At 72.3% G+C, this 22,203-nt stretch carries 22 protein-coding genes and 1 pseudogene; 16 read left to right on the top strand and 7 right to left on the bottom strand.

Translation table 11 applies throughout. From position 1 onward, the window contains the following. Positions 1-28 precede the first annotated feature (28 nt). The 3 genes from GT045_RS11225 to GT045_RS11215 form a co-directional block, all read right to left on the bottom strand. Entirely contained in the window at positions 29-643 is a 615-nt protein-coding gene (locus GT045_RS11225) for a hypothetical protein (protein WP_161286848.1), read from the bottom strand. Then, entirely contained in the window at positions 640-1,014 is a 375-nt protein-coding gene (locus GT045_RS11220; protein WP_161334068.1) for a hypothetical protein, read from the bottom strand. The genes GT045_RS11225 and GT045_RS11220 overlap by 4 nt, the downstream gene beginning before the upstream one ends. Positions 1,015-1,241: 227 nt before the next feature. Beyond that, entirely contained in the window at positions 1,242-1,946 is a 705-nt protein-coding gene (locus GT045_RS11215; RefSeq protein ID WP_202527782.1) for a L,D-transpeptidase family protein, read from the bottom strand. Positions 1,947-2,108: 162 nt separating this feature from the next. Here GT045_RS11215 and GT045_RS11210 point away from each other — a divergent pair, with 162 nt between their 5' ends. The 5 genes from GT045_RS11210 (at position 2,109) to GT045_RS11190 (ending at position 8,172) form a co-directional block, all read left to right on the top strand. Further along, positions 2,109-3,302 carry an argininosuccinate synthase gene (locus tag GT045_RS11210; protein WP_161286846.1) on the top strand — a complete coding sequence of 398 codons (1,194 nt, stop codon included), beginning with the start codon at positions 2,109-2,111 and terminating at the stop codon, positions 3,300-3,302. 118 nt (positions 3,303-3,420) lie between these two features. After that, complete coding sequence (gene argH, locus GT045_RS11205; protein WP_161334067.1) at positions 3,421-4,854, top strand: argininosuccinate lyase; 1,434 nt, start codon at positions 3,421-3,423, stop codon at positions 4,852-4,854. Between the two features lie 77 nt (positions 4,855-4,931). Then, positions 4,932-5,903 carry an aldo/keto reductase gene (locus tag GT045_RS11200; protein WP_161334066.1) on the top strand — a complete coding sequence of 324 codons (972 nt, stop codon included), beginning with the start codon at positions 4,932-4,934 and terminating at the stop codon, positions 5,901-5,903. Positions 5,904-6,054: 151 nt separating this feature from the next. Continuing rightward, complete coding sequence (locus tag GT045_RS11195) at positions 6,055-6,603, top strand: TetR/AcrR family transcriptional regulator (RefSeq protein WP_237538518.1); 549 nt, start codon at positions 6,055-6,057, stop codon at positions 6,601-6,603. 45 nt (positions 6,604-6,648) lie between these two features. Continuing rightward, a complete protein-coding gene (locus tag GT045_RS11190) occupies positions 6,649-8,172 on the top strand; it encodes an MFS transporter (protein WP_161286842.1) in 1,524 nt (507 codons plus the stop codon). 112 nt (positions 8,173-8,284) lie between these two features. Here the strand turns inward: GT045_RS11190 and GT045_RS11185 are convergent, their stop codons facing one another. Further along, the gene (locus GT045_RS11185; protein WP_161286841.1) at positions 8,285-9,910 is read right to left on the bottom strand and encodes a multicopper oxidase family protein; all 1,626 of its coding nucleotides are present in this window, start codon (positions 9,908-9,910) and stop codon (positions 8,285-8,287) included. Between the two features lie 124 nt (positions 9,911-10,034). Beyond that, positions 10,035-10,787, bottom strand: a complete 753-nt coding sequence (locus tag GT045_RS11180) for a lysophospholipid acyltransferase family protein (protein WP_161334070.1) — start codon at positions 10,785-10,787, stop codon at positions 10,035-10,037. Between the two features lie 272 nt (positions 10,788-11,059). On the opposite strand from GT045_RS11180, the gene GT045_RS11175 reads away from it, so the two are divergent. The 3 genes from GT045_RS11175 (at position 11,060) to GT045_RS11165 (ending at position 13,377) form a co-directional block, all read left to right on the top strand. Then, the gene (locus tag GT045_RS11175) at positions 11,060-12,235 is read left to right on the top strand and encodes a glycerophosphodiester phosphodiesterase (RefSeq protein ID WP_161334064.1); all 1,176 of its coding nucleotides are present in this window, start codon (positions 11,060-11,062) and stop codon (positions 12,233-12,235) included. A 92-nt stretch (positions 12,236-12,327) separates the two neighbouring features. Further along, positions 12,328-12,834: a sigma-70 family RNA polymerase sigma factor gene (locus tag GT045_RS11170; protein WP_161334063.1), complete on the top strand. Its 507-nt coding sequence runs from the start codon at positions 12,328-12,330 to the stop codon at positions 12,832-12,834. Between the two features lie 45 nt (positions 12,835-12,879). Further along, a complete protein-coding gene (locus GT045_RS11165) occupies positions 12,880-13,377 on the top strand; it encodes a GNAT family N-acetyltransferase (RefSeq protein WP_161295309.1) in 498 nt (165 codons plus the stop codon). Between the two features lie 70 nt (positions 13,378-13,447). On the opposite strand, the gene GT045_RS11160 is transcribed toward GT045_RS11165, so the two are convergent. Together GT045_RS11160 and GT045_RS11155 are read right to left on the bottom strand one after the other, a co-directional pair. After that, positions 13,448-13,867, bottom strand: a complete 420-nt coding sequence (locus GT045_RS11160) for a hypothetical protein (protein WP_161334062.1) — start codon at positions 13,865-13,867, stop codon at positions 13,448-13,450. A gap of 1 nt (position 13,868) precedes the next feature. Next, positions 13,869-14,228, bottom strand: coding sequence for a hypothetical protein (locus tag GT045_RS11155; protein ID WP_161295305.1), 360 nt, complete (start codon positions 14,226-14,228; stop codon positions 13,869-13,871). Between the two features lie 69 nt (positions 14,229-14,297). Here GT045_RS11155 and GT045_RS11150 point away from each other — a divergent pair, with 69 nt between their 5' ends. The 8 genes and pseudogenes from GT045_RS11150 to GT045_RS11115 form a co-directional block, all read left to right on the top strand. Further along, positions 14,298-14,948, top strand: a complete 651-nt coding sequence (locus GT045_RS11150; RefSeq protein WP_161295303.1) for an HAD family hydrolase — start codon at positions 14,298-14,300, stop codon at positions 14,946-14,948. A 397-nt stretch (positions 14,949-15,345) separates the two neighbouring features. Continuing rightward, a complete protein-coding gene (locus tag GT045_RS11145) occupies positions 15,346-16,380 on the top strand; it encodes an ATP-binding cassette domain-containing protein (RefSeq protein ID WP_161334061.1) in 1,035 nt (344 codons plus the stop codon). Beyond that, a complete protein-coding gene (locus GT045_RS11140) occupies positions 16,377-17,114 on the top strand; it encodes a methionine ABC transporter permease (RefSeq protein ID WP_161295299.1) in 738 nt (245 codons plus the stop codon). Before GT045_RS11145 ends, GT045_RS11140 begins: the two co-directional genes overlap by 4 nt. 67 nt (positions 17,115-17,181) lie before the next feature. Next, positions 17,182-18,012: a MetQ/NlpA family ABC transporter substrate-binding protein gene (locus tag GT045_RS11135; protein WP_161295297.1), complete on the top strand. Its 831-nt coding sequence runs from the start codon at positions 17,182-17,184 to the stop codon at positions 18,010-18,012. Positions 18,013-18,032: 20 nt separating this feature from the next. Further along, positions 18,033-18,854, top strand: a complete 822-nt coding sequence (locus GT045_RS11130) for a MetQ/NlpA family ABC transporter substrate-binding protein (protein WP_161334060.1) — start codon at positions 18,033-18,035, stop codon at positions 18,852-18,854. Between the two features lie 161 nt (positions 18,855-19,015). Beyond that, entirely contained in the window at positions 19,016-19,654 is a 639-nt protein-coding gene (locus tag GT045_RS11125) for a GNAT family N-acetyltransferase (protein WP_161295293.1), read from the top strand. A 99-nt stretch (positions 19,655-19,753) separates the two neighbouring features. Continuing rightward, on the top strand, positions 19,754-20,977 hold the full coding sequence (gene cbiE / locus GT045_RS11120) for a precorrin-6y C5,15-methyltransferase (decarboxylating) subunit CbiE (protein WP_161295291.1): 1,224 nt from the start codon (positions 19,754-19,756) through the stop codon (positions 20,975-20,977). Positions 20,978-21,320: 343 nt separating this feature from the next. Next, a pseudogene (locus GT045_RS11115) lies at positions 21,321-22,203 on the top strand (5,6-dimethylbenzimidazole synthase); the annotation flags it as partial.

Raw genomic sequence — 22,203 nt, 5'->3', positions numbered from 1 at the left:
GTCCCCTGTCCCCCCGTTCTCGTCCTTGTCACCGGGCCGGGCCGCACGAGCCGGCCGCGGTCACCGTCAGCACCGTGCGCGCGGGCAGCACGAGCCGCTCGTCACCGCCGCCCTGTGCGTTCTTCAGTACGACCCCGTCCGGTCCGGAGCCGAGGAACTCCCCGCAGCGCTCACCGGAGGTCGTCACGACCCGGACCAGGTGGTCGGGGGGTGACTCGGTGGTCACCCAGGCCAGGACGACCGCGGCGGCCACCAGGAGCAGCCCGGCGGCGGAGCACAGCGCGGCGAACCGCAGGGCCCGGGTGACCCGGCCGATCTCCTGCTCCGTCCAGCGGCGCAGCGACTGGCCCGCGAGCAGCACCCTCTCGCCGGGGTGGCCGTGCGCGGCCCGCACCGCGAGTACCGAGCCGGTGACGAAGAGCACGAACGCGGCACCGAGGGTGGCGCTCGCCGCCAGCCGCGCGGTGCCGGGCAGCTCGGCGAGGTCGTCGCGGCCCTTCAGCGTGACCAGGACGGTGAGCAGCGCGGTGAGACCGGCGAGTCCGTTGCGCCAGCCCTCGGCCTGCCGGCGCAGCTCCGGGAGCTGGGTGAACTCCAGTTCCCGGGCGAGCTGCGCCCAGCGGCGGTCCGTCGGGGCGCTCACGCGGTGCCGCCGTCCAGGAGTGTGGTGATCCGCCAGCTGGCACCGCAGCCGGCGGGGGCGTCCGGCGGCAGGTTCGGGTGCGGGTGGCCGCACTCGCAGAAGTGCACCTCGCGGACGAGGGCCCCGGCGTCGTCCTCCGGTGCCGGCGAGCGGCCGGCGAGCCAGGACAGCAGGCCCTTGGTCCCGGTGCCCGGCAGGCCGTGCCGGTACTCGGTCCGGGTCCTGCCGTGGCAGCGCGGGCACTCGCCCTCCACCACGATGCCGTTCCCGGCGGGGGCGGGGCGGCAGGTGAAGGGGGCGGTGGCCGGGCCGAGGTCCTCCTCGGCGTAGACCACGGTGAAGTCATGGGTGGGTGCGGGGGCTCGGGTCATCGGATGTCGTCCACTCGGGATACCTCGGGCATGCGGCGGCTGCGGAGCGGGGACGGGGTCGGGCGGCTCGGGACCCTCCGTTCGCGGGCACCCGTCCGGCGCAGCGTCGTGCCAGGTTCCTTCGCACCGTGTTCCCCCCGACCGGCAGGGAACCATGATGGCATCACCCACCGACAACGCGGAGGGGCAAGGGAGTTCAGGTGTGCGGCGGCCCCCGTGGGCGGGGTTCAGTAGCGGCTGAGCGCCGTCTCGCCGCTCTCGGTCCCGATCGCGATGTGGGGCCGGGCCCCGGGGTCGGCCCAGGTGAGGATCCGCCGCATCGCGTCCGCCGGGACGGACACGCAACCGGCCGTGTACGCCTTGCCGTTGACGTGGAGGAAGATCCCGGCTCCGCGGCCCCGCACCGGCCGGTCGTAGTTGAAGCCGACGACCAGGGCGTGGGCGTACTGGGTCCGGTAGTCGACCAGGTGCTCGGACTCGGCGGCGCGGCAGTCGGCGGGCAGCGGATCGACCCAGCGGTTGTACGAGGCGGAGTCGTTGTCCTGGCACCACCAGGAGCTGTCCTTGACGGCCCGGTACGGGACGGTGGTCCCGTCCGGCGCCGCCTCGGTCCCGAAGGCGAAGGGGAGGTCGTACAGCCCGGTCGGGGTCGTGTTCGTGCCCTGTTTCCGCGTGTCGCCGGCCACGAGTCCGCCGGATCCGAAGCGGGCCGGGGCGGATCCGGCCTGGGTCCACTGCCCGTCCCGCAGGTCCCACCAGCTGACCGTGCCGTCGGTGGCCGTGGTGTCCGGGGCCTCGGCGAGGATCAGCTGGCTGCCGCCGCCGGTGTCCGCCATACCCGCGGGCAGCGGGTCCCGGCCGGGGCCGGGCGCGGCACCGAGCAGGGTGAGGGCGGAGACGGAGACGAGGGCGAGGACCACACCGGGGCGCATGGCTCGGACAGTAGACGGCGGCGGCGCCGGCGGCAGCCCGGGTGGTCCGTCGGTGGGCACGGCGCGGCGTGGCGCGCATGCGGACGACGGCGCTGATTGACGAACCATGCAGAACCCTGCATACTCATGCATGTCAGCGAATGCACTGTGAGGAGAAAACCCGTGACCGAGCGCGTCGTACTCGCCTACTCAGGCGGTCTGGACACCTCCGTCGCCATCGGCTGGATCGCCGAGGAGACGGGCGCCGAGGTCATCGCCGTTGCGGTCGACGTCGGCCAGGGCGGCGAGGACCTGGACGTCATCCGCAAGCGCGCCCTCGCGTGCGGCGCCGTCGAGGCCGAGGTCGCCGACGCCAAGGACGAGTTCGCCGACGAGTACTGCCTCCCGGCGATCAAGGCCAACGCCCTGTACATGGACCGCTACCCGCTGGTCTCCGCCCTCTCCCGGCCGACGATCGTCAAGCACCTCGTCGCCGCCGCCCAGAAGCACGGCGCCACCACGGTCGCCCACGGCTGCACCGGCAAGGGCAACGACCAGGTCCGCTTCGAGGCCGGCATCGTCGCCCTCGCCCCCGACCTGAAGTGCATCGCCCCGGTCCGCGACTACGCGATGACCCGGGACAAGGCGATCGCCTTCTGCGAGGCCAAGCAGCTCCCGATCGCCACCACCAAGAAGTCCCCGTACTCCATCGACCAGAACGTCTTCGGGCGCGCGGTCGAGACGGGCTTCCTGGAGGACATCTGGAACGCTCCGATCGAGGACATCTACGAGTACACCTCCAACCCGGCCCTCCCGCGCGAGGCCGACGAGGTGGTCATCAGCTTCGAGGCGGGCGTCCCGGTGGCGGTCGACGGCAAGCCCGTCACCGTCCTGCAGGCCATCCAGCAGCTCAACGAGCGGGCCGGCGCCCAGGGCATCGGCCGGATCGACATGGTCGAGGACCGCCTCGTCGGCATCAAGTCCCGCGAGGTGTACGAGGCCCCGGGCGCGATCGCGCTGATCACGGCCCACCAGGAGCTGGAGAACGTCACCGTCGAGCGCGAGCTGGCCCGCTACAAGCGCCAGGTCGAGCAGCGCTGGGGCGAGCTGGTCTACGACGGCCAGTGGTTCTCCCCGCTCAAGCGCGCCCTGGACGGCTTCATCGACGAGGCCAGCCAGCACGTGACCGGCGACATCCGGATGACCCTGCACGGCGGCCGCGCGGTCGTCACCGGCCGGCGTTCCTCGTCGTCCCTGTACGACTTCAACCTCGCCACCTACGACACGGGCGACACCTTCGACCAGGCCGCGGCCAAGGGCTTCATCGACATCTACAGCCTGTCGTCGAAGATCGCGGCCAAGCGCGACCTGGCGTAACGCCCACCCGCGGGCCTCGCACGCATCAGCCTGACAGCCGCCTCCCCGCCTGCAAGGGTGGGGAGGCGGTCGCACACAGACGTCTGTGACATGAAGACACCCCCGAGGAGCAACGCAAGTGAGCAGCAACAGCGGTGACGTACGGCTCTGGGGCGGCCGTTTCGCCGACGGCCCCGCCGAGGCCCTGGCGAAGCTGTCCGCGTCCGTCCACTTCGACTGGCGGCTCGCGCCCTACGACATCGCCGGCTCCCGCGCCCACGCGCGCGTCCTGCACAAGGCGGGGCTCCTCACCGAGGACGAACTCACCCGGATGATCGCCGGCCTGGACCGGCTGGAGGCGGACGTCGCCGACGGCTCCTTCACCGGCACCATCGCGGACGAGGACGTCCACACCGCCCTCGAGCGCGGCCTGCTGGAGCGCCTCGGCCCGGACCTCGGCGGCAAGCTGCGCGCGGGCCGGTCGAGGAACGACCAGGTCGCCACCCTCTTCCGGATGTACCTGCGGGACCACGCCCGTGTCATCGGCGGCCTGCTCGCCGACCTCCAGGACGCGCTGACCGGCCTCGCCGAGGCCCACCCGGACGTCGCGATGCCCGGCCGCACCCACCTCCAGCACGCCCAGCCGGTGCTCTTCGCCCACCACGTCCTCGCGCACGCGCAGTCCCTGTCCCGGGACGCCGAGCGGCTGCGCCAGTGGGACGAGCGCACGGCCGTGTCGCCGTACGGCTCCGGCGCCCTCGCGGGCTCCTCGCTCGGCCTGGACCCGGAGGCGGTCGCCGCGGACCTCGGCTTCGAGCGCGGCAGCGTGGGCAACTCCATCGACGGCACGGCCTCCCGCGACTTCGTCGCCGAGTTCGCCTTCATCACGGCGATGATCGGGGTGAACCTCTCCCGGATCGCCGAGGAGATCATCCTCTGGAACACCAAGGAGTTCTCCTTCGTCACCCTGCACGACGCGTTCTCCACGGGCTCGTCGATCATGCCGCAGAAGAAGAACCCGGACATCGCCGAGCTGGCCCGGGGCAAGTCCGGCCGCCTCATCGGCAACCTGACCGGTCTGCTGGCCACCCTGAAGGCACTGCCCCTCGCCTACAACCGCGACCTCCAGGAGGACAAGGAGCCGGTCTTCGACTCCTGCGACCAGCTTGAGGTGCTGCTCCCCGCCTTCACCGGCATGATCGCCACGCTCACCGTCCATCGCGAGCGCATGGAGGAACTGGCCCCGGCCGGCTTCTCGCTCGCCACCGACATCGCGGAGTGGCTGGTCAGGCAGGGTGTGCCGTTCCGGGTGGCGCACGAGGTCGCGGGGGAGTGCGTCAAGGTCGCCGAGGCCGAGGGCAAGGAGCTGGACGACCTCACGGACGAGCAGTTCGCCAAGATCTCCGCCCACCTCACCCCCGAGGTCCGCTCGGTCCTCAACGTCCCCGGCGCCCTCGCCTCCCGCGACGGCCGCGGCGGCACGGCACCGAGCGCGGTCGCCGTACAGCTCGCCGAGGTCAAGGCCGACGTGGCGGCTCAGCACGCCTGGGCGACGGCCGGGACGAAGAGCTGAGCACAGCGCTCGCCACAAGGTCATCGCGGGTTACGTTGGTCGCAAGCCGGACCGGAGCCGACCGAACGGAACCCGCGATGCCCTTCTCCCGCCTCGCCGCCGCCACCACGCCGACCTGCCACATCGGCCTCGGCCTCGCAGCCGTCGGCCGACCCGGCTACATCAACCTCGGCCGGGACGAGGACCTCGGCGCGGACCGCAGCGCGGACGCGCTGCGCACCCGCACCCACGACCTCCTCGACGCCGCCTACGCCCAGGGTGTGCGGTACTTCGACGCGGCCCGCTCCTACGGCCGGTCCGAGGAGTTCCTCGCCGAGTGGCTGGCCGCCCGCCCCGACGCCGACGACGTGGTCGTCGGCAGCAAATGGGGCTACACCTACACCGCCGGCTGGTCGACGGACGCCGAACAGCACGAGGTCAAGGACCACAGCCTCGCCGCCTACGACCGGCAGCGCGCCGAGACCGCCGCCGTGCTCGGCGACCGGCTCGACCTCTACCAGATCCACTCGGTGACGCCGGAGAGCCCGGCCCTCACCGACCGGGACCTGCACGCCCGGCTGGCCGAAGCCGCCGCCGGCGGGCTGACCGTCGGCTTCTCCACCAGCGGCCCCGCCCAGGCGGACGCGATCCGTGCCGCCCTCGCCGTGACGGTCGACGGCGAACCCCTCTTCCGTACCGTGCAGTCGACGTACAACGTCCTGGAGACCTCGGCCGGCCCCGCCCTCGCCGAGGCGCACGACGCCGGGCTCACCGTGATCGTCAAGGAGGGGATGGCCAACGGCCGGCTGGCCGGACCGCACGCCCCGGAGGCGCTGAAGGCCGTGGCCGCGCAGACCTCCCTCGGCTGTGACGCCGTGGCCCTCGCCTGGATCCTGTGCCGCCCGTGGGCCGGGGTGGTCCTCTCCGGCGCCGCCACCGTCCCGCAGCTCTTCTCCAACCTGCACGCTCCCGCCGTGGACCTCGACGTGGACCAGCTGACCCGTCTGGCCACGCTCAAGGAGGAGCCGGGCGCCTACTGGCGGCGACGCGGACAGCTGCCCTGGCACTGACCGGACGCGGGCCGCTGTCCGGGGACCGGCGAATCCGACTGACGAATCCGGACCGGCGAGTCCCGACCGGCGACTCTCGCCTGACCAGCGGCGATGAGTCACGCGCGGCCTGAATGAGACATAGATGTCTCACATGGGCTATCCTTGTCTCATGGCCCTGGATCGTGACCACGTGCTGCGCAGCGCAGCCGCCCTGCTGACCCGCAAGTCCACCGCGACCATGGACGAGGTCGCCAAGGCCGCCGGGATCAGCCGGGCCACGCTGCACCGCCACTTCGCGGGTCGCGACGCGCTCGTCCGGGCCCTGGAGGCGCTCGGCATCGCCGAGTGCGAGGCGGCACTGGAGACGGCCCGGCTGGACGAGGGCCCGGCGGGCGAGGCCGTGCACCGCCTCGTCCGCGCGATCGAGCCCGCCGCCGGACTGCTCGCGTTCCTCTACACCGAGAACCAGCTGTTCGAGGGCGAGGAGCAGAACCAGGGCTGGGCCCGCATCGACGAGCGCCTCACGGCCACGTTCCGGCGCGGCCAGGAGGCGGGCGAGTTCCGGATCGACCTCACCCCGGCCTGGCTCACCGAAGCACTGTTCGGTCTGCTGGCGTCCGGCGCCTGGGCCGTGAGCGAGGGCCGCCTGGCGGCCAAGGACTTCACCTACATGATCGTCGAGCTGCTGCTGGGCGGCGCCCGGCGCACCGGCGCGTGACGGACCCGCGCACCCGAGACACATGACGAAACGAAGAGAGGAATCATGACCAGCACCCTGCAGCCGGCACACGCGACCGGGGCGGTGAAGCGCCCGGGCCGCTGGCTCGCGCTGTCCGTCCTGGTCCTGGCCGTGCTGCTGGTGGCCGTCGACGCCACCGTCCTCGGCCTGGCGACCCCCTACATCAGCGAGGACCTCGACCCCTCCGGCACCCAGCTGCTGTGGATCGGCGACGTCTACTCCTTCGTCATCGCCGGTCTGCTGGTCTCCATGGGCAGCCTCGGCGACCGCATCGGCCGCAAGCGGATCCTGCTCGTCGGCGCGACGGCGTTCGGTGCGATCTCCGTGCTCAACGCCTACGCCACCACACCCGAGCTGATGATCCTGGCCCGGGCGCTGCTCGGTGTCGCGGGCGCGACCCTGATGCCGGCCACGCTGGCCCTGATCCGCAACATCTTCCACGACGCGCGCGAGCGCAGCCTGGCCGTCGGCATCTGGGGCGCGACCGCCTCCGCGGGTACGGCCGTCGGGCCGATCGCCGGCGGGTTCCTCCTGGAGCACTTCTGGTGGGGCTCGGTCTTCCTCATCAACCTGCCCGTGATGGCGGTCCTGGTCCTGGTCGGCATCCGCACCCTGCCCGAGTCCCGCAACCCCCGTCCGGGTCCGTGGGACCTGGCCAGTGTCCTGCTGTCGCTGGTCGGCATGATCGCCCTCGTCTACGCGGTCAAGGAGGCGGCCACCCACGGTCCCACCTGGACGACCCTCGGGGCCGGCCTGCTGGGCGCGGCGGGCCTGTACGGCTTCGTCCACCGTCAGCTGACCATGCCGGTCCCGCTGCTGGACATGCGGCTGTTCCGGCGGCGCGGCTTCAGCGGAGCGGTCCTCGCCGACCTGCTGACCGTCCTCGGGATGTCCGGACTGGTGTTCTTCCTCTCGCAGTACCTGCAACTCGTCCAGGGCCGCCGCCCGTTCGAGGCGGGCCTCGCCGAACTGCCCGCGGCGGTGGGCGCGGTGGCGGCCGGTCTGATCGCGGGCCGCACCGCCCGGCGCTTCTCGGTCCGTACGGTGGTCTCGGGCGGCCTGGCCGCGGTCGGTGTGGCCCTGGCCGCCCTGACGACGCTCGGCCAGTCCACCGGATACCCGGTCCTCGGCGCCGCCCTGCTGGTCGTGGGCGTCGGCGCGGGCTTCTCCTTCACCGTGACCGCCGACGTCATCCTCTCCAGCGTCCCGAAGGACCAGGCGGGCGCCGCCTCGGCGGTCTCCGAGACGGCGTACGAACTGGGCGCGGCCCTCGGCATCGCCCTGCTCGGCTCCATCGTGACCGGCGTCTACCGCGGCTTCACGGGTCCGGCCGGCACCCCGGCCTCGGCCCACGAGTCCCTGGGCGCGGCGGTCGAGACCGCGGCGGACCTGCCGCCGCACCAGGCACAGGCACTTCTCGACGCGGCCCGGGACAGCTTCGTCCACGGCCTCCACCTGGCCTCGGGGGCGGGTGCGGCGGTCCTGCTGGCGGCCTCGGCGGTGGCGTGGGTCCTGCTGAGGAACCAGAAGCTGGAAAGCGCCGGCTGAGGTGGCCGACGCGGGGGGCGCGGGACGGTGCCTTCCGGGTGGGTGTGGGTGTGCGGCGGCTCGCCGAGCCGCCGCACACCCACACCCGGCTACGGGCGGACCGCCCCGGAGGTCACTTCTTGTAACCGAGCACCGTCATCATCCCGCTCTCCGAGTGGTACTGGTTGTGGCAGTGCAGCATCCACAGCCCCGGGTTGTCGGCGTCGAAGTCGATCACCAGCTTGCGGTGCGGCAGCACGAGCGCGGTGTCCTTCCGCGCGCCCACGGAGTCCAGGCCGGTCACCGAGAAGGTGTGGCCGTGCAGGTGCATCGGGTGCCACATGCTCGTGGCGTTGATGAGGGTGAGGCGCACCCGTTCACCTGCGCGGACCGGGTGGCGCTGCTGTGCCGAGTAGGCCTTGTGGTCGAAGCCCCAGTCGAAGTTCTGCATGCTGCCGGTGATCCTGATGCGCAGCTCGCGGTCGGGGTCACGCTCCCGCAGGGCCACGGAGTCGGCGGGCAGCAGACGGCGCGCCGGGACGGTGTTGCCGTCGAGTTCGTGCGGGCGCACATCCGCCGGGGGCAGGTTCCGGTTCCCCTTGTCGGTGCGCAGCACGGCCAGGGCCTTGCCCTTCTTGCCCTCGGGGAGCGCCACCAGGGGGAAGACACCGTCCCCGACGGTGACGAGCACGTCGTACCGCTCCGCCATGCCGACGAGGAGGGCGTCGGTCTGCTTGTGCTTCACGGGGTAGCCGTCGGTGTGCGTGACGGTCATCTTGTGGCCGCCGAGCGCCACCCGGAAGGCGGTCTCCGAACCGGCGTTGATGATGCGCAGCCGCACCCGGTCACCGGGACGGCAGCGGAACACCGACGGATTGCCGGGCAGCCGGCCGTTGACCAGGTAGTACGGGTAGGCGACGCTGCCGCCCTCGCCGTGGAGCATGCGGCTGTGCGAGTCACGCAGCACCCGGTCGGGGCCCGAGGACTTCCTGGCCGGCGTGCGGGAGCCCGCCGGCCGGCTCGGAGCGGCGCTGTGGTGGCCCGGCCCCATGGCCATGCCCCCCATGTCCATGGAGCCGCCGGGCTTGAGCTGCTCCAGGACGTTGTCCGGGGTGGAGCCTTCGACGCCGTCGAGCCAGTCGTCCAGCATCACCACCCACTCCTTGTCGTAGGAGAGGGGCTCCCTGGGGTCCTCGACGACGAGCGGCGCGTACAGGGCGCGGTCGGGCTGCATCCCGACGTGGGAGTGCAGCAGGTACGTCCCCGGGTGGGCGACCGTGAAGCGGTAGCGGAAGTCGTCCCCGGAGCGGATGGCGCGCTGGGTGAGGTCCGGTACGCCGTCCATGTCGCAGCGCAGCCGTACGCCGTGCGAGTGCAGCGTGGTGGTGGTGGGCAGCCGGTTGGCGAGGGTCAGGTCGAGCACGTCACCGGCGGTGACCCGGACCAGCGGGCCCGGCACCTCCTCGTTGTACGCCCAGGTGCGGACCGACCGTCCGCCCAGGTCCAGCTTGGCTTCCTCGGCGGTGAACCGGAAGGTGCGCACGCGGCCGGCCCCGCGCTTCCGCTCGGCGGCGAGGACCTCCGGGTCCGAGGGGTTGACGTACCCCTTGGGGCCGGCCGGGACGAACTTCTCCCCGTCGCCCGCGCGTTGGGGTCCGGAGCTGGGCTCGGAGTCGGAACTGGTGCAGGATGCCAGGAATCCCGCACCGGCCGCGGCGATCGGTGTGCGAAGCAGAGTACGCCGAGAAGGTTTGTACATGTCTGAATCAGACATGTTGCGTGGTCATATGGCCCCTTTATAGGGCCGAATGCTCGATGTGTCGGCGGTAGATTCCACCGGCAGGCGGATGGACACGGGTGCCGCGGCCGCCCGTCGGACGGCTCTAGGCGGCCTTGGCCTTGGTGGCGTACATGTCCACGTACTCCTGGCCGGACAGCCGCATGACCTCGGTCATGACGGAGTCCGTCACCGCGCGCAGCACGTAGCGGTCGCGGTCCATGCCCTCGTACCGGGAGAACTCCATGGGCTCGCCGAACCGCACGGTGACCCGGCCGGGCCGGGGGATGCCCCGGCCGCCCGGCTGGAGCTTGTCCGTGCCGATCATGGCGAACGGCACCACCGGTGCGCCGGTCATCAGCGTGAGCCGGGCGATACCGGTCCGCCCCCGGTACAGCCGGCCGTCGGGCGAGCGAGTGCCCTCGGGGTAGATCCCGAAGACCTTGCCCTCCTCCAGGATCCGACGCCCGGTCATCAGCGCGGCCACGCCGCCGTTCGCCCCGTCCCGGTCCACCGGGATCATGCCGACTCCGGTGAAGAACCAGGCCATCAGCCGGCCCTTGAAGCCCTTGCCGGTGACGTACTCGTCCTTGCCGATGAAGAACACCTGCCGCTTGGTGACGACGGGCAGCACGATCGAGTCGATGAACGTGAGGTGATTACCGGCCAGAATCACCGGACCGTCCCCCGGGATGTGCTCCGCGCCCTCCACCTGTGGGCGGAACATCAGGCGCATGATCGGTGCGAGCACTGCCTTGATGAGCGCGAAGCGGGACAACGGGTCCTCCGATGTCAAGGGGGGGCGATATGAGTCTGTGCAGGTGAGGACATTACTCGCGGCGCCGGTCCGCGCGCACATCGGGGACGCCCGGTTCACCGAGGTCTTACGAAGTGTTGACGCGGGTTTACCTGCGGTGGCGTGCTCAGGACGGCGCGTAACGGCCTTGCCGCGATGTGACGGACATCGCGTGGAACGGGACCGGCCGATCCGTCCCGACGGGCCGTCACCACCGGCCGCCCGCCCGACACACCGAATGACCCTGGTGTTCGGACGGGGGCCTCCCTTTCGTCATGTGCACGCCCCTACGATCGGCGCGCACCGACACAGGCGAAAGCGGCAGGAGGGCGCTCATGGGCAGCGACCAGGCGGACGGGCGGAGTCAGGAGACGGGACGGCGGGCGCTCCTCGGCGCCGCGGTACTGGGCGCGGGCGGAGCGGTCCTCGGACTGCCCGGCGCGGCCCGCGCGGCCGACGCCCGGACGGCCGGGCGCGCGGGCCGCGGGCTGAAGAGCCTGCCGGTACCGACGATCATCGGCCACCGGGGCACCAGCGGCTACCGTCCCGAGCACACCTTCGGCTCCTACGACCTGGCCCTGGACCTGGGCGCCGACGTCGTGGAGGCGGGCGACCTGGTGCCCACCAGGGACGGCCATCTGGTGTGCCGTCACGAGCCGGAGATCGGCGGGACGACGGACGTCGCCGCCCACCCGGAGTTCGCCGGCCGCCGGACCACCAAGACGCTCGACGGCGTCCCCACCACCGGCTGGTTCACCGAGGACTTCACGCTCGCCGAGCTGAAGCGGCTGCGCGCGGTCGAACGCATTCCCGCCAACCGGCCGCACAACACCCTCTACGACGGCCGCTGGGAGATCCCCACCTTCGAAGAGGTCCTGAAGTGGCAGGACGAGCAGACCCGCAAGCGCGGCAGACAGGTCTGGATCTACCCCGAGACCAAGCACCCCACCTACTTCCGCAAGCTGGGCCTCGGCCTGGAGGAGCGGGTGGCGAAGCTGCTGCGCAAGTACGGCAAGGACGGGCGGAACTCCCCGGTCATCCTGCAGTCCTTCGAGCCGACCAGCATCCAGCGGCTGAACCGGCTGGTCGACAACCCGCTCGTCGTCCTGCTCTCCTCGGCCGACAGCCGGCCCTACGACTTCGTCGAGGCGAACGACCCGCGCACGGTCGCCGACCTCATCACGCCCAGGGGCCTGCGGGAGATCGCCGGCTACGCCCAGGGCATCGGCCCCACCCTGGACCTGGTCATCCCCAGGAAGGCGGACGGCACCCTGGCCGAGCCGACCACCCTGGTCTCCGACGCCCACCGGGTCGGGCTGGTCCTGCACCCGTACACCATGCGCAACGAGAACCCCTTCCTGCCGGCCGAGTACCGCAAGGGCAGTGCCGCCGACGCCTACGGTGACGCCTTCGGCGCCTTCGCGACGTACTTCGCGACCGGCATCGACGGTGTCTTCACCGACAACGCCGACACCGGACTGCTCGCCCGCGCCGACTTCCTGAAGGGCTGACGGCGTCAACCGGCGCACCGGCCGGCACCCCGATCGGGGTGACTGTGGGCCGTCCCGGCAACCCGCCGCCGGGGCGGCTCGTCGTTCCGCACATGACGTACGACCTGGTCGCCGCCCTGCGTCCGCTGCTCACCGCCGAGGTCTCGGCCGAGGCGCCCGCCTCGGGGAGCGAGCCGGGCGACCTGGAACAGGCCGTCTGGCTCCGGCTCCTGGAGCGGCTGGAGACCGACGGGCCGCCGCCGGACCCGCCCGGCTGGCTGCGCAGGGCCGTGCGTGCGGAGGCCCGCCGAAGCCGCCGCATCACACGCCTCGAACGGTCGTACGGCGTCGAACCGGCCGACGACCTCCATCCCGGGCCCGAACAGCACGCGCTGACCGCCGCCCGGCACCGCGCCCTGCGGGACGCGGTGCGCCGGCTGCCCGGACGCTGCCCCCGTCTGCTGGAGGCGCTGCTCTCGCCACGAGACCTGACATACCGGGAAATCGCGGGGGAGTTGGGTATCTCACAGGGCAGTCTCGGCCCGGAACGCTCCCGATGTCTGGGATGTCTGCGCCGATTGCTCACACCGGAGGTTGCACCGTGCGAAGCCCGGGGATAGGAGTGGGGGACGACAGGTGATCAGGTGAGCGGGAGGCGTGCGCACATGGGCATGAGCGTGACCATCTCGGTGGCGGCCGAGCAGGATGCGGAGCAGATCTTCAGACTCCAGTACCTGTGCTTCCAGGGCGAGGCGGCGCTGTACGGCAACTACCGCATCGAGCCGCTGGTGCAGAGCCTGGAGTCCGTCCGTCAGGAAGTCGCCTCCGACTGCGTGTTCGTCGCCCGGCTCGGCGACGAGGTGGTCGGCTCGGTGCGCGGCAAGGTCTCCGAGGACGGCGCGGCGGCCATCGGCCGGCTCTGCGTCCACCCGCGCCTGCAGGGGCACGGCATCGGCGCGCGACTGCTGCGCGCGGCCGAGGCGGCCCTGGCCGAGGAGCGCGGCGCCACCAGGTTCCGCCTCTTCACCGGCCACCGCAGCGAGAGCAACCTCCGCCTGTACCGCCGCTCCGGCTACGAGACGGTCGGCCGCTCCAAGGGGGCGGACGGCGTGGAGATGATCATCCTGGAGAAGCCGGCGGGCGCCTTCGTCGCCACGGCGTGACAGACGCCCCCGTGAGGGGTGCCGGGAGCCGCACGGCACGCCCCGGCCGGCCGGCGGGCGCCGGTGTACCTCAGGCGCCCCGCCGGTCGCGGGCCCTGCGCAGCCAGTAGATCGCGGACAGCGGCAGCAGCACGGGGATGAAGACGTAACCCATGCCGTAGTCGGACCACACGGTCGAGTCGGGGAAGGCCGACGGCTCGACCCGGGTCCACGTCCCGACGACGAGCACACCCGCCAGCTCGGCCGCGCAGCACACCAGAGCCGCCCGCCGGGCCGCCTCGCCGCCCCGCACGAGCGTGTAGGTGATGAATCCGTACACCACGCCCGCGACGGCCGACAGGGAGTAGGCCAGCGGCGCCCGCTGGAAGTCCGTGGCGATCTGGTACGCGGAACGCGAGACCGCGCCGACCACCATCACGCCGTAGAACCACACGAGCAGGACGCCGGGCCCGCTGATCAGCCGGGCCGGCTTCTCCTCCACCGCCGTCATCTCAGCCTCCCCAGATGTCGTAGAGCCGTACTTCGAGGACGGCCAGCACCACTCCGCCCGCCGCTGCCGTCACCGAGCCCCAGCGGGTCCGCTCGGCCAGCGACATCATGCCCGCCGCCGGAACGCACGCGAACGCGCCCAGCAGATACGCCACGAAGATCGTCGTGCCCTGCGCCGGCTTCTCGCCCCGCGCCAGCTGCACGATCCCCGTCACCAGCTGGACCACGGCCAGCAGCGACACCACGGCCATGCCGATGAAATGCCAGTCCTTGGTCGGCTGGTCGCGGTAGGCGGCCCAGCCGCACCAGGCGGCGAGCAGCAGCGCGGCGACACCGGTCACCAGCGTCAGGGCATTGAGCATGCCGCGACCTTATTACGGCCGAAACGGGCGGGAGCCGCCGCCCCCGCCGTACCCCGTAGGGTCTAGACCATGACGATCCACGCACACGCCCTCCTGTTCGACAACGACGGCACCCTCGTCTCCTCCCTCGACTCGGTCGAGCGCTGCTGGACCCGCTGGGCGGGGGAGTACGGGATCACCGCCGAGGCGTTCGCGCGCGTGGAACTGCACGGACGCACGGCCGTCGAGATCGTCGGCGACCTGCTCCCCGCCCACCTGGTGCCCCAGGCCGTCGCCCGGGTCGAGCAGCTGGAGGTCGAGGACGTGCCGAACGGCGGCGTGCGCCTGCTGCCCGGCACCCGGGAGTTCCTGGACTCCCTGCCGGCCGACCGCTGGGCCGTGGTCACCTCCGCCACCCGGCGCCTGGCCGAGGCCCGCCTGGGTGCCGTCGGCATCAGCCCGAAGTCCCTGGTCACCGCCGACGACGTCACCCGCGGCAAGCCCGACCCCGAGCCCTATCTGCTCGCCGCCCGGCAGCTCGGCGTCGACCCCGCCCGCTGTGTCGTCTTCGAGGACGCGCCCGCCGGACTGCGGGCGGGCCGGGCCGCGGGCATGACCACCGTGGCGTTGGCCACAACGCACCGGGCGGCCGAGCTGGACGCCGACCTCGTGGTGCGGGACCTGTCGGCCTTGTCCGCACTGGTCACCGACGGGGCGGTGGAGATAGCCGTCCGCGACTGAACCGCTGGTCACCGCCGTCCGCCACTGTCCACGATGCGGACAGCGGCAGCCGGTCGGCACCGCCGGTCTGGTTTACTGATCGCATGACCACGACGAGCAACCGCACCCTTGCGACCGAGGCGACCCACACGCCCGGTGCTCGTTGTATGTGTCCGTGTCGAATGTGCGCCTTCTAGAGGGCCCCCGCACCAACCGAGCCTCGCGCCCCGAAGCGAGAGCCGCGGCCCGCCCGGCGTCCGACTCCGGCCGTACGCGCCCGAGGGCCGCCGCGCGCACACGACGTTCTCCCCGGTTCACCGCCACCCCGAGAACCGTGCCGCGTCCCTGAACGAACGCACGAAACGCACCGTGCCCGGGCACACCCACGCCCGCGCACTCGACAGTGACGGAAACCCACGTGATCACCACCTCGGGCCTGACCAAGGTCTACCGCTCCCGCGGCCGGGAGGTCACCGCCCTCGACGGCGTCGACCTCCACGTCCGCGAAGGCGAGGTCTACGGCGTCATCGGCCAGTCCGGCGCCGGCAAGTCCTCCCTCATCCGCTGCGTCAACCTGCTGGAGCGCCCCACCTCCGGCACCGTGACCGTCGCCGGGCAGGACCTCACCGCCCTGGCCGGCCGGTCCCCGCGCGCCGGCCGGGAACTGCGCCGGGCCCGCAGCCGCATCGGCATGGTCTTCCAGCACTTCAACCTGCTGTCCACCCGGACCGTCCAGGACAACGTCGAGCTGCCGCTGGAGATCCTCGGCCAGGCCGGCCGGGCGCGCTCCCGCAAGGCGCTGGAACTGCTGGACCTCGTCGGCCTCGCCGACAAGGCCAAGGCGTACCCCGCCCAGCTCTCCGGCGGCCAGAAGCAGCGCGTCGGCATCGCCCGCGCCCTGGCCGGCGACCCCAAGGTGCTGCTGTCCGACGAGGCGACCAGCGCCCTGGACCCGGAGACCACCCGGTCCATCCTCCAGCTGCTGCGCGACCTGAACCGGCAGCTGGGCCTGACCGTCCTGCTCATCACCCACGAGATGGACGTCGTGAAGTCGATCTGCGACTCCGCCGCCCTCATGGAGCGGGGCCGGATCGTGGAGTCCGGCACCGTCAGCGAGCTGCTGGCCACACCCGGCTCGGAGCTGGCCGCCGCGCTGTTCCCGGTGGGCGGCGAGGCCACCGGCGACGACCGGACCGTCCTCGACGTCACCTTCCACGGCGAGGCCGCCACCCAGCCGGTCATCTCCCAGCTCGCCCGCACCTACAACATCGACATCTCGATCCTCGGCGCCGCCATCGACACCGTCGGCGGCCTCCAGGTCGGCCGGATGCGCATCGAGCTGCCCGGCCGCTACGAGGACAACGTGGTGCCGGTCGGCTTCCTGCGCGAACAGGGACTGCAGATCGACGTCGTGGGCCAGGAGGCCCTGCTGGTGAAGGAAGGTGCCAAGTGACCTGGTCGGAGATGCAGCCACTGCTGTCGCAGGCGTGTTCCGAGACGCTCACCATGGTGCTCTGGTCCACCCTGATCGCCGTCGTCGCCGGCCTTCCGCTCGGCATCCTGCTCGTCCTCACGGACCGGGGCGGCCTGATCCAGAACGTCGTCGCCAACAAGGTGATCGGCCAGGTCGTGAACATCGGCCGGTCCATGCCCTTCATCATCCTGATGGTCGCGCTGATGACCTTCACGCGCTGGGTGACCGGGACGACGATCGGCACCACCGCCGCGATCGTGCCGCTCGCCATCGGCGGCATCCCCTTCTTCGCCCGCCTGGTGGAGACGGCCGTCCGCGAAGTCGACCACGGGCTCGTCGAGGCCGTGCAGTCGATGGGCGGCAACAGCTGGACGATCGTCCGCAAGGTCCTCGTCCCCGAGGCCCTGCCCTCGCTGATCGCCAGCACCACCACCACGATCATCGCCCTCATCGGCTACTCCGCCATGGCCGGCACGGTCGGCGGCGGCGGCCTCGGCGACCTCGCCGTCCGCTACGGCTACCAGCGCTTCGAGACCCAGCTGATGTGGATCACGGTGGCGATCCTCGCCGTCGTCATCTCCCTCATCCAGTTCGCCGGCGACTTCGCCGCCCGCGCCCTGCACGGCCGCGGCGCACGCTCCGGCCCGGCGCCGAGGCTCCGCCTGCTGAAGGCCGAGGAGCCCGCCGCGGCCGACGTCAGCAAGGTCGCGTAGGCACCCCAGGACCCCCCCGTCCACCCCTACACGGGGGTCGCACCACCCTTAAGGAAAGGCACTTTTCGTGCGTAACACCGCCAAGCTCACCACCGCCGTCCTCGCCGCCGGAACCCTCACCTTCGGGCTGACCGCCTGCGGCTCCGGCGACGACTCCGCCTCCTCGGACACCAGCGGCCCGCTGGTCGTCGCCGCGAGCCCGACCCCGCACGCCGAGATCCTCGACTTCGTCAAGGACAAGCTGGCGAAGAAGGCGGGCCTCGACCTGGAGGTCAAGGAGTTCACCGACTACATCACGCCGAACACGGCGACCGAGGACGGTTCGGTCGGAGCCAACTACTTCCAGAACCAGCCGTACCTCGACGACTTCAACGACAAGCGCGGCACCCACATCGTGCCCGTCGTCACGGTGCACCTGGAACCGCTCGGCCTGTACTCCCACAAGGTCAAGAAGGCCGACGCCCTCAAGAGCGGTGCGACCGTCGCCGTCCCCAACGACGCCGTCAACGAGGCCCGCGCCCTGAAGCTGCTCGCCGCCAACGGGCTGATCACCCTCAAGGACGGCGTCGGCAACGAGGCCACCCCGCAGGACATCACCAAGAACCCCAAGGACCTCAAGTTCAAGGAGGTCGAGGCGGCCCAGACCCCGCGCTCCCTGGACGACGTGGACGCGGCCGTGGTCAACGGCAACTACGCCATCTCCGCGGGCCTGAAGCCGGCCACGGACGCCCTCGTCCTGGAGTCCCCCAAGAACAACCCCTACGGCAACTTCCTCGCCGTGAAGAAGGGCAACGAGAACGACCCGCGGGTCAAGAAGCTCGCCAAGCTCCTCACCTCGCCCGAGGTCAAGAAGTTCATCGAGGACAAGTACCAGGGCTCGGTCATCCCGTCCTTCTGATCCGGGAGGGGACCCCACCGATGCGCAGGTCCGTCATCGCCGCGGCGGCGCTGGCCCTCGGCCTCACCGCCTGCGGCACGGGCACGGACTCCGCCAGGCGCGGTGGCGGCGACGACACGCTCGTCGTCGGCGCCACCGCCGTGCCGGCCGGCGAGGTGCTCACCTTCGTCAGGGACCACCTCGCCGCCAAGGCCGGCCTGAAGCTGGAGATCAAGGAGTTCACGGACTACGTCCTGCCCGACACCGCCCTCCAGGAGGGCGAGCTGGACGCGAACCTCTACCAGAACCAGCCCTACCTGGACGACTTCAACAAGACCAGGGGCACCGACCTGGTCCCGGTCGTCAAGCCCTACCTGCCGCCCATGGGCGTCTACTCCAGGAAGACCGGGAGCGTCACCGCGCTCGCCGACGGGGCCACCGTCGCCGTGCCGGGCGACACGACCAACGAGGGCCGCGCCCTCAAGCTGCTCGCCTCCGGCGGGGTCATCGGGCTCAGGGCCGGCGCCGGCCCGGACGCGACCCCCGCGGACGTCACGGCCAACCCCCGGCACCTGAAGTTCAGGGAACTGGAGGCCGCCCAGCTGCCCCGCTCGCTCGACGACGTGGACGCGGCGGTCATCAACAACAACTACGCCCAGGACGCGGGCCTCAGCCTCACCGAGGACGCCATCCTCGTGGAGTCGGCGAAGGACAACCCCTACGCCAACCTCCTCGCCGTCCGGCGCGGCGACGAGGACGACCCGCGGGTCAGGAAGCTCGCCGGGCTGCTCGTCTCACCCGAGGTGCGCGCCTTCCTCAAGGACAGGTACCACGGGTCCGTCCTGCCGGTGACCGGCGGCTGACGGAACGTACACGGCGTTTCGCGACGCAACGGGTCCGCATCCTCACGGGGTGTGGACCCCGTTGTGCGGTTCGGTGGGTTCATGCTGCATGCTGGGCAGTTCAGCAGGCCCTACGGCCCTGACGGTCTTTCGAGCACTTCCCGAAGGTTACGGAGCGGCGCATGACGAGCACCTTCCCCAACATCTCCATCAGCACGGAGCGGTTGGTGCTGCGTCCCCTGGACGAGGACGACGTGCCCGCCCTGGCCGACATGATGAACGACGAACAGGTCGTCGCCTGGACCACCGTGCCCCACCCCTTCACCGAGGCCGACGCCCGCCACTGGATCACCCGGCTCGCCCCGGACGAACGCACCGGGGGGCGCGGCATCGTCCTCGCCGTCACCGAGTTCCTCACCCAGCGGCTCGTCGGCGTCGTGCACCTGCGGAACACGGACTGGCGCATCCGCTCCAGCGAGATCGCCTACGTCACCGCCCCCTGGGCCCGCGGCGAGGGCTACGCCTCCGAAGCGGTCCTGGCCACCGCCCAGTGGCTGTTCCACGACCGGAAGTTCGAGCGGCTCGAACTGCGCACAGCCGCCGACAACACCGCCTCCCAGCAGGTGGCCCAGAAGATCGGCTGCATCAGCGAGGGCGTGCTGCGCAACGCCTTCATAGCGCGCGCCAGGACCGACGAGGAGACCTGGACCGAGGTGCGCACGGACGTCATCGTCTGGAGCCTGCTGCCCGAGGACCTGTCCGGAGTCAGCGAGCAGCTGGCCGGCGCGGACGGTTTCACCTCGTACTCGGACTGGAACTGAGCACGCGGGGGAGGACCCCCGAGCCCCACCGGGTACCCTCAGGTGCCCGCCCCGGGCTTTCCCCCGAAACCTGAGCAGAACCCCTGGAGACTGACGACGATGGCCGACCGGGTCACGGTGATCGGCTGGGACGGCTCGCCGCTGACGGGCGCGGCGCGATCCGCCCTCGGCGCCGCCACCCTCGTGGCCGGTGCCGCCCACCACCTGGCGCTGCCCGAGGTACCGCCCCGCGCCGAGCGCATCCGCCTCGGCAGCCTCCCGCTGGCCGCCCGCCGCATCGCCGCCCACCGCGGCACCGCGGTCGTGTTCGCCGACGGCGACCCCGGCTTCTTCGGCGTCGTACGGATCCTGCGGGCCCCCGAGTTCGGCCTGGAGGTCGAGGTCGTCCCCGCCGTCCCCGCGGTCGCCGCCGCCTTCGCCCGCGCCGGCATGCCCTGGGACGACGCCCAGATCGTCGTCGCCCACCCGCGCACCCTGCGCCGGGCCGTGAACGTCTGCCGCGCCCACCCCAAGGTCGCCGTCCTCACCGCACCGGGCGCCGGCCCCGCCGAACTCGGCCTCCTGCTGGAGGGCGTCCACCGCACCTTCGTCATCTGCGAGGAACTGGGCACCGACCGCGAACAGGTCACCGTCGTCACCTCCGACAAGGCCGCCGACCACACCTGGCGCGACCCCAACGTGGTGATCGTCATCGGCGGTCCGGCCGGCGCGGCCGAGGGCGGCGGCTGGATCGCCGGCCGCGATCCGGCCACCGGACCGCGCGGCTGGGTGCAGCCCGACGAGACCTACGGCGCCGGACCGGGCGGCGGCCTCGGCGAGGGCGAGACGGAACTGCTGCGCGCCGCCCAACTCGCCCGCCTCGGTCCCCGGGTCGGTGACCTCGTGTGGGACATCGGCAGCGGCTCCGGTGCCTTCGCCGCCGAGGCCGCGCGGGCCGGAGCGGCCGTCATCGCCGTCGACCGGGACCCGGCCGCCTGCGCCCGCGCCGAAGGGGCCGCGCGCCGGTCCGGAGTCCAGCTCCAGGTCGTCCACGGCAGTGCCCCGCACGTCCTCGAGTACCTGCCCGAGCCGGACGTCGTACGGGTCGGCGGCGGGGGAGCGGCGGTCGTCTCCGCGGTGGCCGACCGGCGCCCGCAGCGCATCGTCACGCACGCCGCGACCCGGGACGCGGCCGAACGCGTCGGCCGCGACCTGACCGAGCACGGCTACCGGGTCGAGTGCGCCCTGCTCCAGTCCGTCGAACTCGACACCAGAGCCTGGACCGAGACCGAGCGGAACGTGGCGTTCCTGCTCAGCGGGGTGCTGCCGGATCGCGCCCCGTGATCCGGTTGTCGTACCGCGCGCGGTAGGCTGGCCGATCGTTGTACCGCACCGGTGGCCCGAACTTCGTTCGCCAATGTCCGGAACGCACGCCCGTTTTGGGGTGGGTGTGGTACGGCGGAACCGGAGGACGCGCAACGTGGCGCAGTCCACAGCGGCCTGTCGCGGATCATGCTGTCGCGACGTCGCAACGGCCGGGACAATGCCACTGAATGGCTTTGTCGCCTTTTCCGGCGGGTCGTTCGTGCCGCTGGGCACGGACGCTCGTTCTTCACTACGGGGCGGTCGGTGCGCCGTTCCGGGTCAGCTGGTCGTAGGAGCACTAACCGATGGGCGAGGGGTACGCATGACCGACACCGGCCAGGTCCCGGGCGAGGGACTGCCCGAGAGCGCAGGCATGGTGGAGCAGCCGGGCGCCTCCGCGCACGGCGCGTACACCTACCTCTCCGAGGCACCCGCCGAGGACGAAGACCTGCTGCTGCCGGGTGCCCAGGGCGCGTGGGGCAACGAGGTGCCGCCACCCGCTCCGGAGCCGGTGGTGGAGACCGTGCACGAACCCGGCCCGCACGAGACGGCCGGCCGCGACAGCGGCTCGGTCGACCTCAACGGCGTCCGCCTGCCCGACACGGGCCCGGCATCCGTGCCGCCGTCGCCCATCCTCTCCGCGCCGCACGACCCGACGGCCGCCGCCCAGCCGCCCCGGCGCCCGCTGCACCTCGGGCCGCCCATCCCCGACACCTCCGCGAGCCCGGTCCGCTCCCTCGCCGACCGCGGCCCCGCCGGAGCGCCGGTACGCCAGCCCGGGCCGCCGGTCACCGGCCCCGAGTACCTCGACGGCCGGCCGCTCGGCGAGATGGCACCGCAGAGCGCGGCCCCCTGGGGCGCGGCGCCCGCCGCCCCCGCCGAGGCCGGCTCCCGGCCGACGGCTGCCGAAACGGTTGGTCCGGCCCCGGCCCCCGAGCCGGCCGACGCCGCCCAGGCCGCCATGGCCCGCCTCGCGCACCAGGCGGTGGCCGCGGGCGCGCCCGGCGACACCGGACACGTGCCCGTCGTGCACGGCCATGACGGGATGCAGCCGGCACACGGCCACGACGGTGTGTACACCCCGTCGGCCCAGGCCGGTGAGGCCGCCACGACTACGACCACGGCCACGGCCCCGCCCGGCACCGAGCCCGGCCCGGCACCGACGGCGCAGGACGACGCGGCCGGCGAGGGCATCGCCGCCGAAG

It is taken from the genome of Streptomyces sp. SID486, assembly GCF_009865385.1.
In the GTDB taxonomy this organism is placed as follows: domain Bacteria; phylum Actinomycetota; class Actinomycetes; order Streptomycetales; family Streptomycetaceae; genus Streptomyces.
Note: the sequence above shows the minus strand (reverse complement) of the source record. Positions and strands in the feature narration are given on the sequence as shown.

Excerpts from the sequence above, each read along its gene's own strand:
- GT045_RS11180 (WP_161334070.1), bottom strand. The coding sequence starts at position 10,787 with ATGTGCGCGCGGACCGGCGCCGCGAGTAATGTCCTCACCTGCACAGAC.
- cbiE (WP_161295291.1), top strand. The coding sequence starts at position 19,754 with ATGGCCGACCGGGTCACGGTGATCGGCTGGGACGGCTCGCCGCTGACG.
- GT045_RS11185 (WP_161286841.1), bottom strand. The coding sequence starts at position 9,910 with ATGTACAAACCTTCTCGGCGTACTCTGCTTCGCACACCGATCGCCGCG.
- GT045_RS11215 (WP_202527782.1), bottom strand. The coding sequence starts at position 1,946 with ATGCGCCCCGGTGTGGTCCTCGCCCTCGTCTCCGTCTCCGCCCTCACC.
- GT045_RS11195 (WP_237538518.1), top strand. The coding sequence starts at position 6,055 with ATGGCCCTGGATCGTGACCACGTGCTGCGCAGCGCAGCCGCCCTGCTG.
- GT045_RS11125 (WP_161295293.1), top strand. The coding sequence starts at position 19,016 with ATGACGAGCACCTTCCCCAACATCTCCATCAGCACGGAGCGGTTGGTG.
- GT045_RS11165 (WP_161295309.1), top strand. The coding sequence starts at position 12,880 with ATGGGCATGAGCGTGACCATCTCGGTGGCGGCCGAGCAGGATGCGGAG.
- GT045_RS11175 (WP_161334064.1), top strand. The coding sequence starts at position 11,060 with ATGGGCAGCGACCAGGCGGACGGGCGGAGTCAGGAGACGGGACGGCGG.
- GT045_RS11130 (WP_161334060.1), top strand. The coding sequence starts at position 18,033 with ATGCGCAGGTCCGTCATCGCCGCGGCGGCGCTGGCCCTCGGCCTCACC.
- GT045_RS11220 (WP_161334068.1), bottom strand. The coding sequence starts at position 1,014 with ATGACCCGAGCCCCCGCACCCACCCATGACTTCACCGTGGTCTACGCC.
- GT045_RS11200 (WP_161334066.1), top strand. The coding sequence starts at position 4,932 with ATGCCCTTCTCCCGCCTCGCCGCCGCCACCACGCCGACCTGCCACATC.
- GT045_RS11160 (WP_161334062.1), bottom strand. The coding sequence starts at position 13,867 with ATGACGGCGGTGGAGGAGAAGCCGGCCCGGCTGATCAGCGGGCCCGGC.
- GT045_RS11155 (WP_161295305.1), bottom strand. The coding sequence starts at position 14,228 with ATGCTCAATGCCCTGACGCTGGTGACCGGTGTCGCCGCGCTGCTGCTC.
- GT045_RS11170 (WP_161334063.1), top strand. The coding sequence starts at position 12,328 with ATGACGTACGACCTGGTCGCCGCCCTGCGTCCGCTGCTCACCGCCGAG.
- GT045_RS11150 (WP_161295303.1), top strand. The coding sequence starts at position 14,298 with ATGACGATCCACGCACACGCCCTCCTGTTCGACAACGACGGCACCCTC.
- GT045_RS11190 (WP_161286842.1), top strand. The coding sequence starts at position 6,649 with ATGACCAGCACCCTGCAGCCGGCACACGCGACCGGGGCGGTGAAGCGC.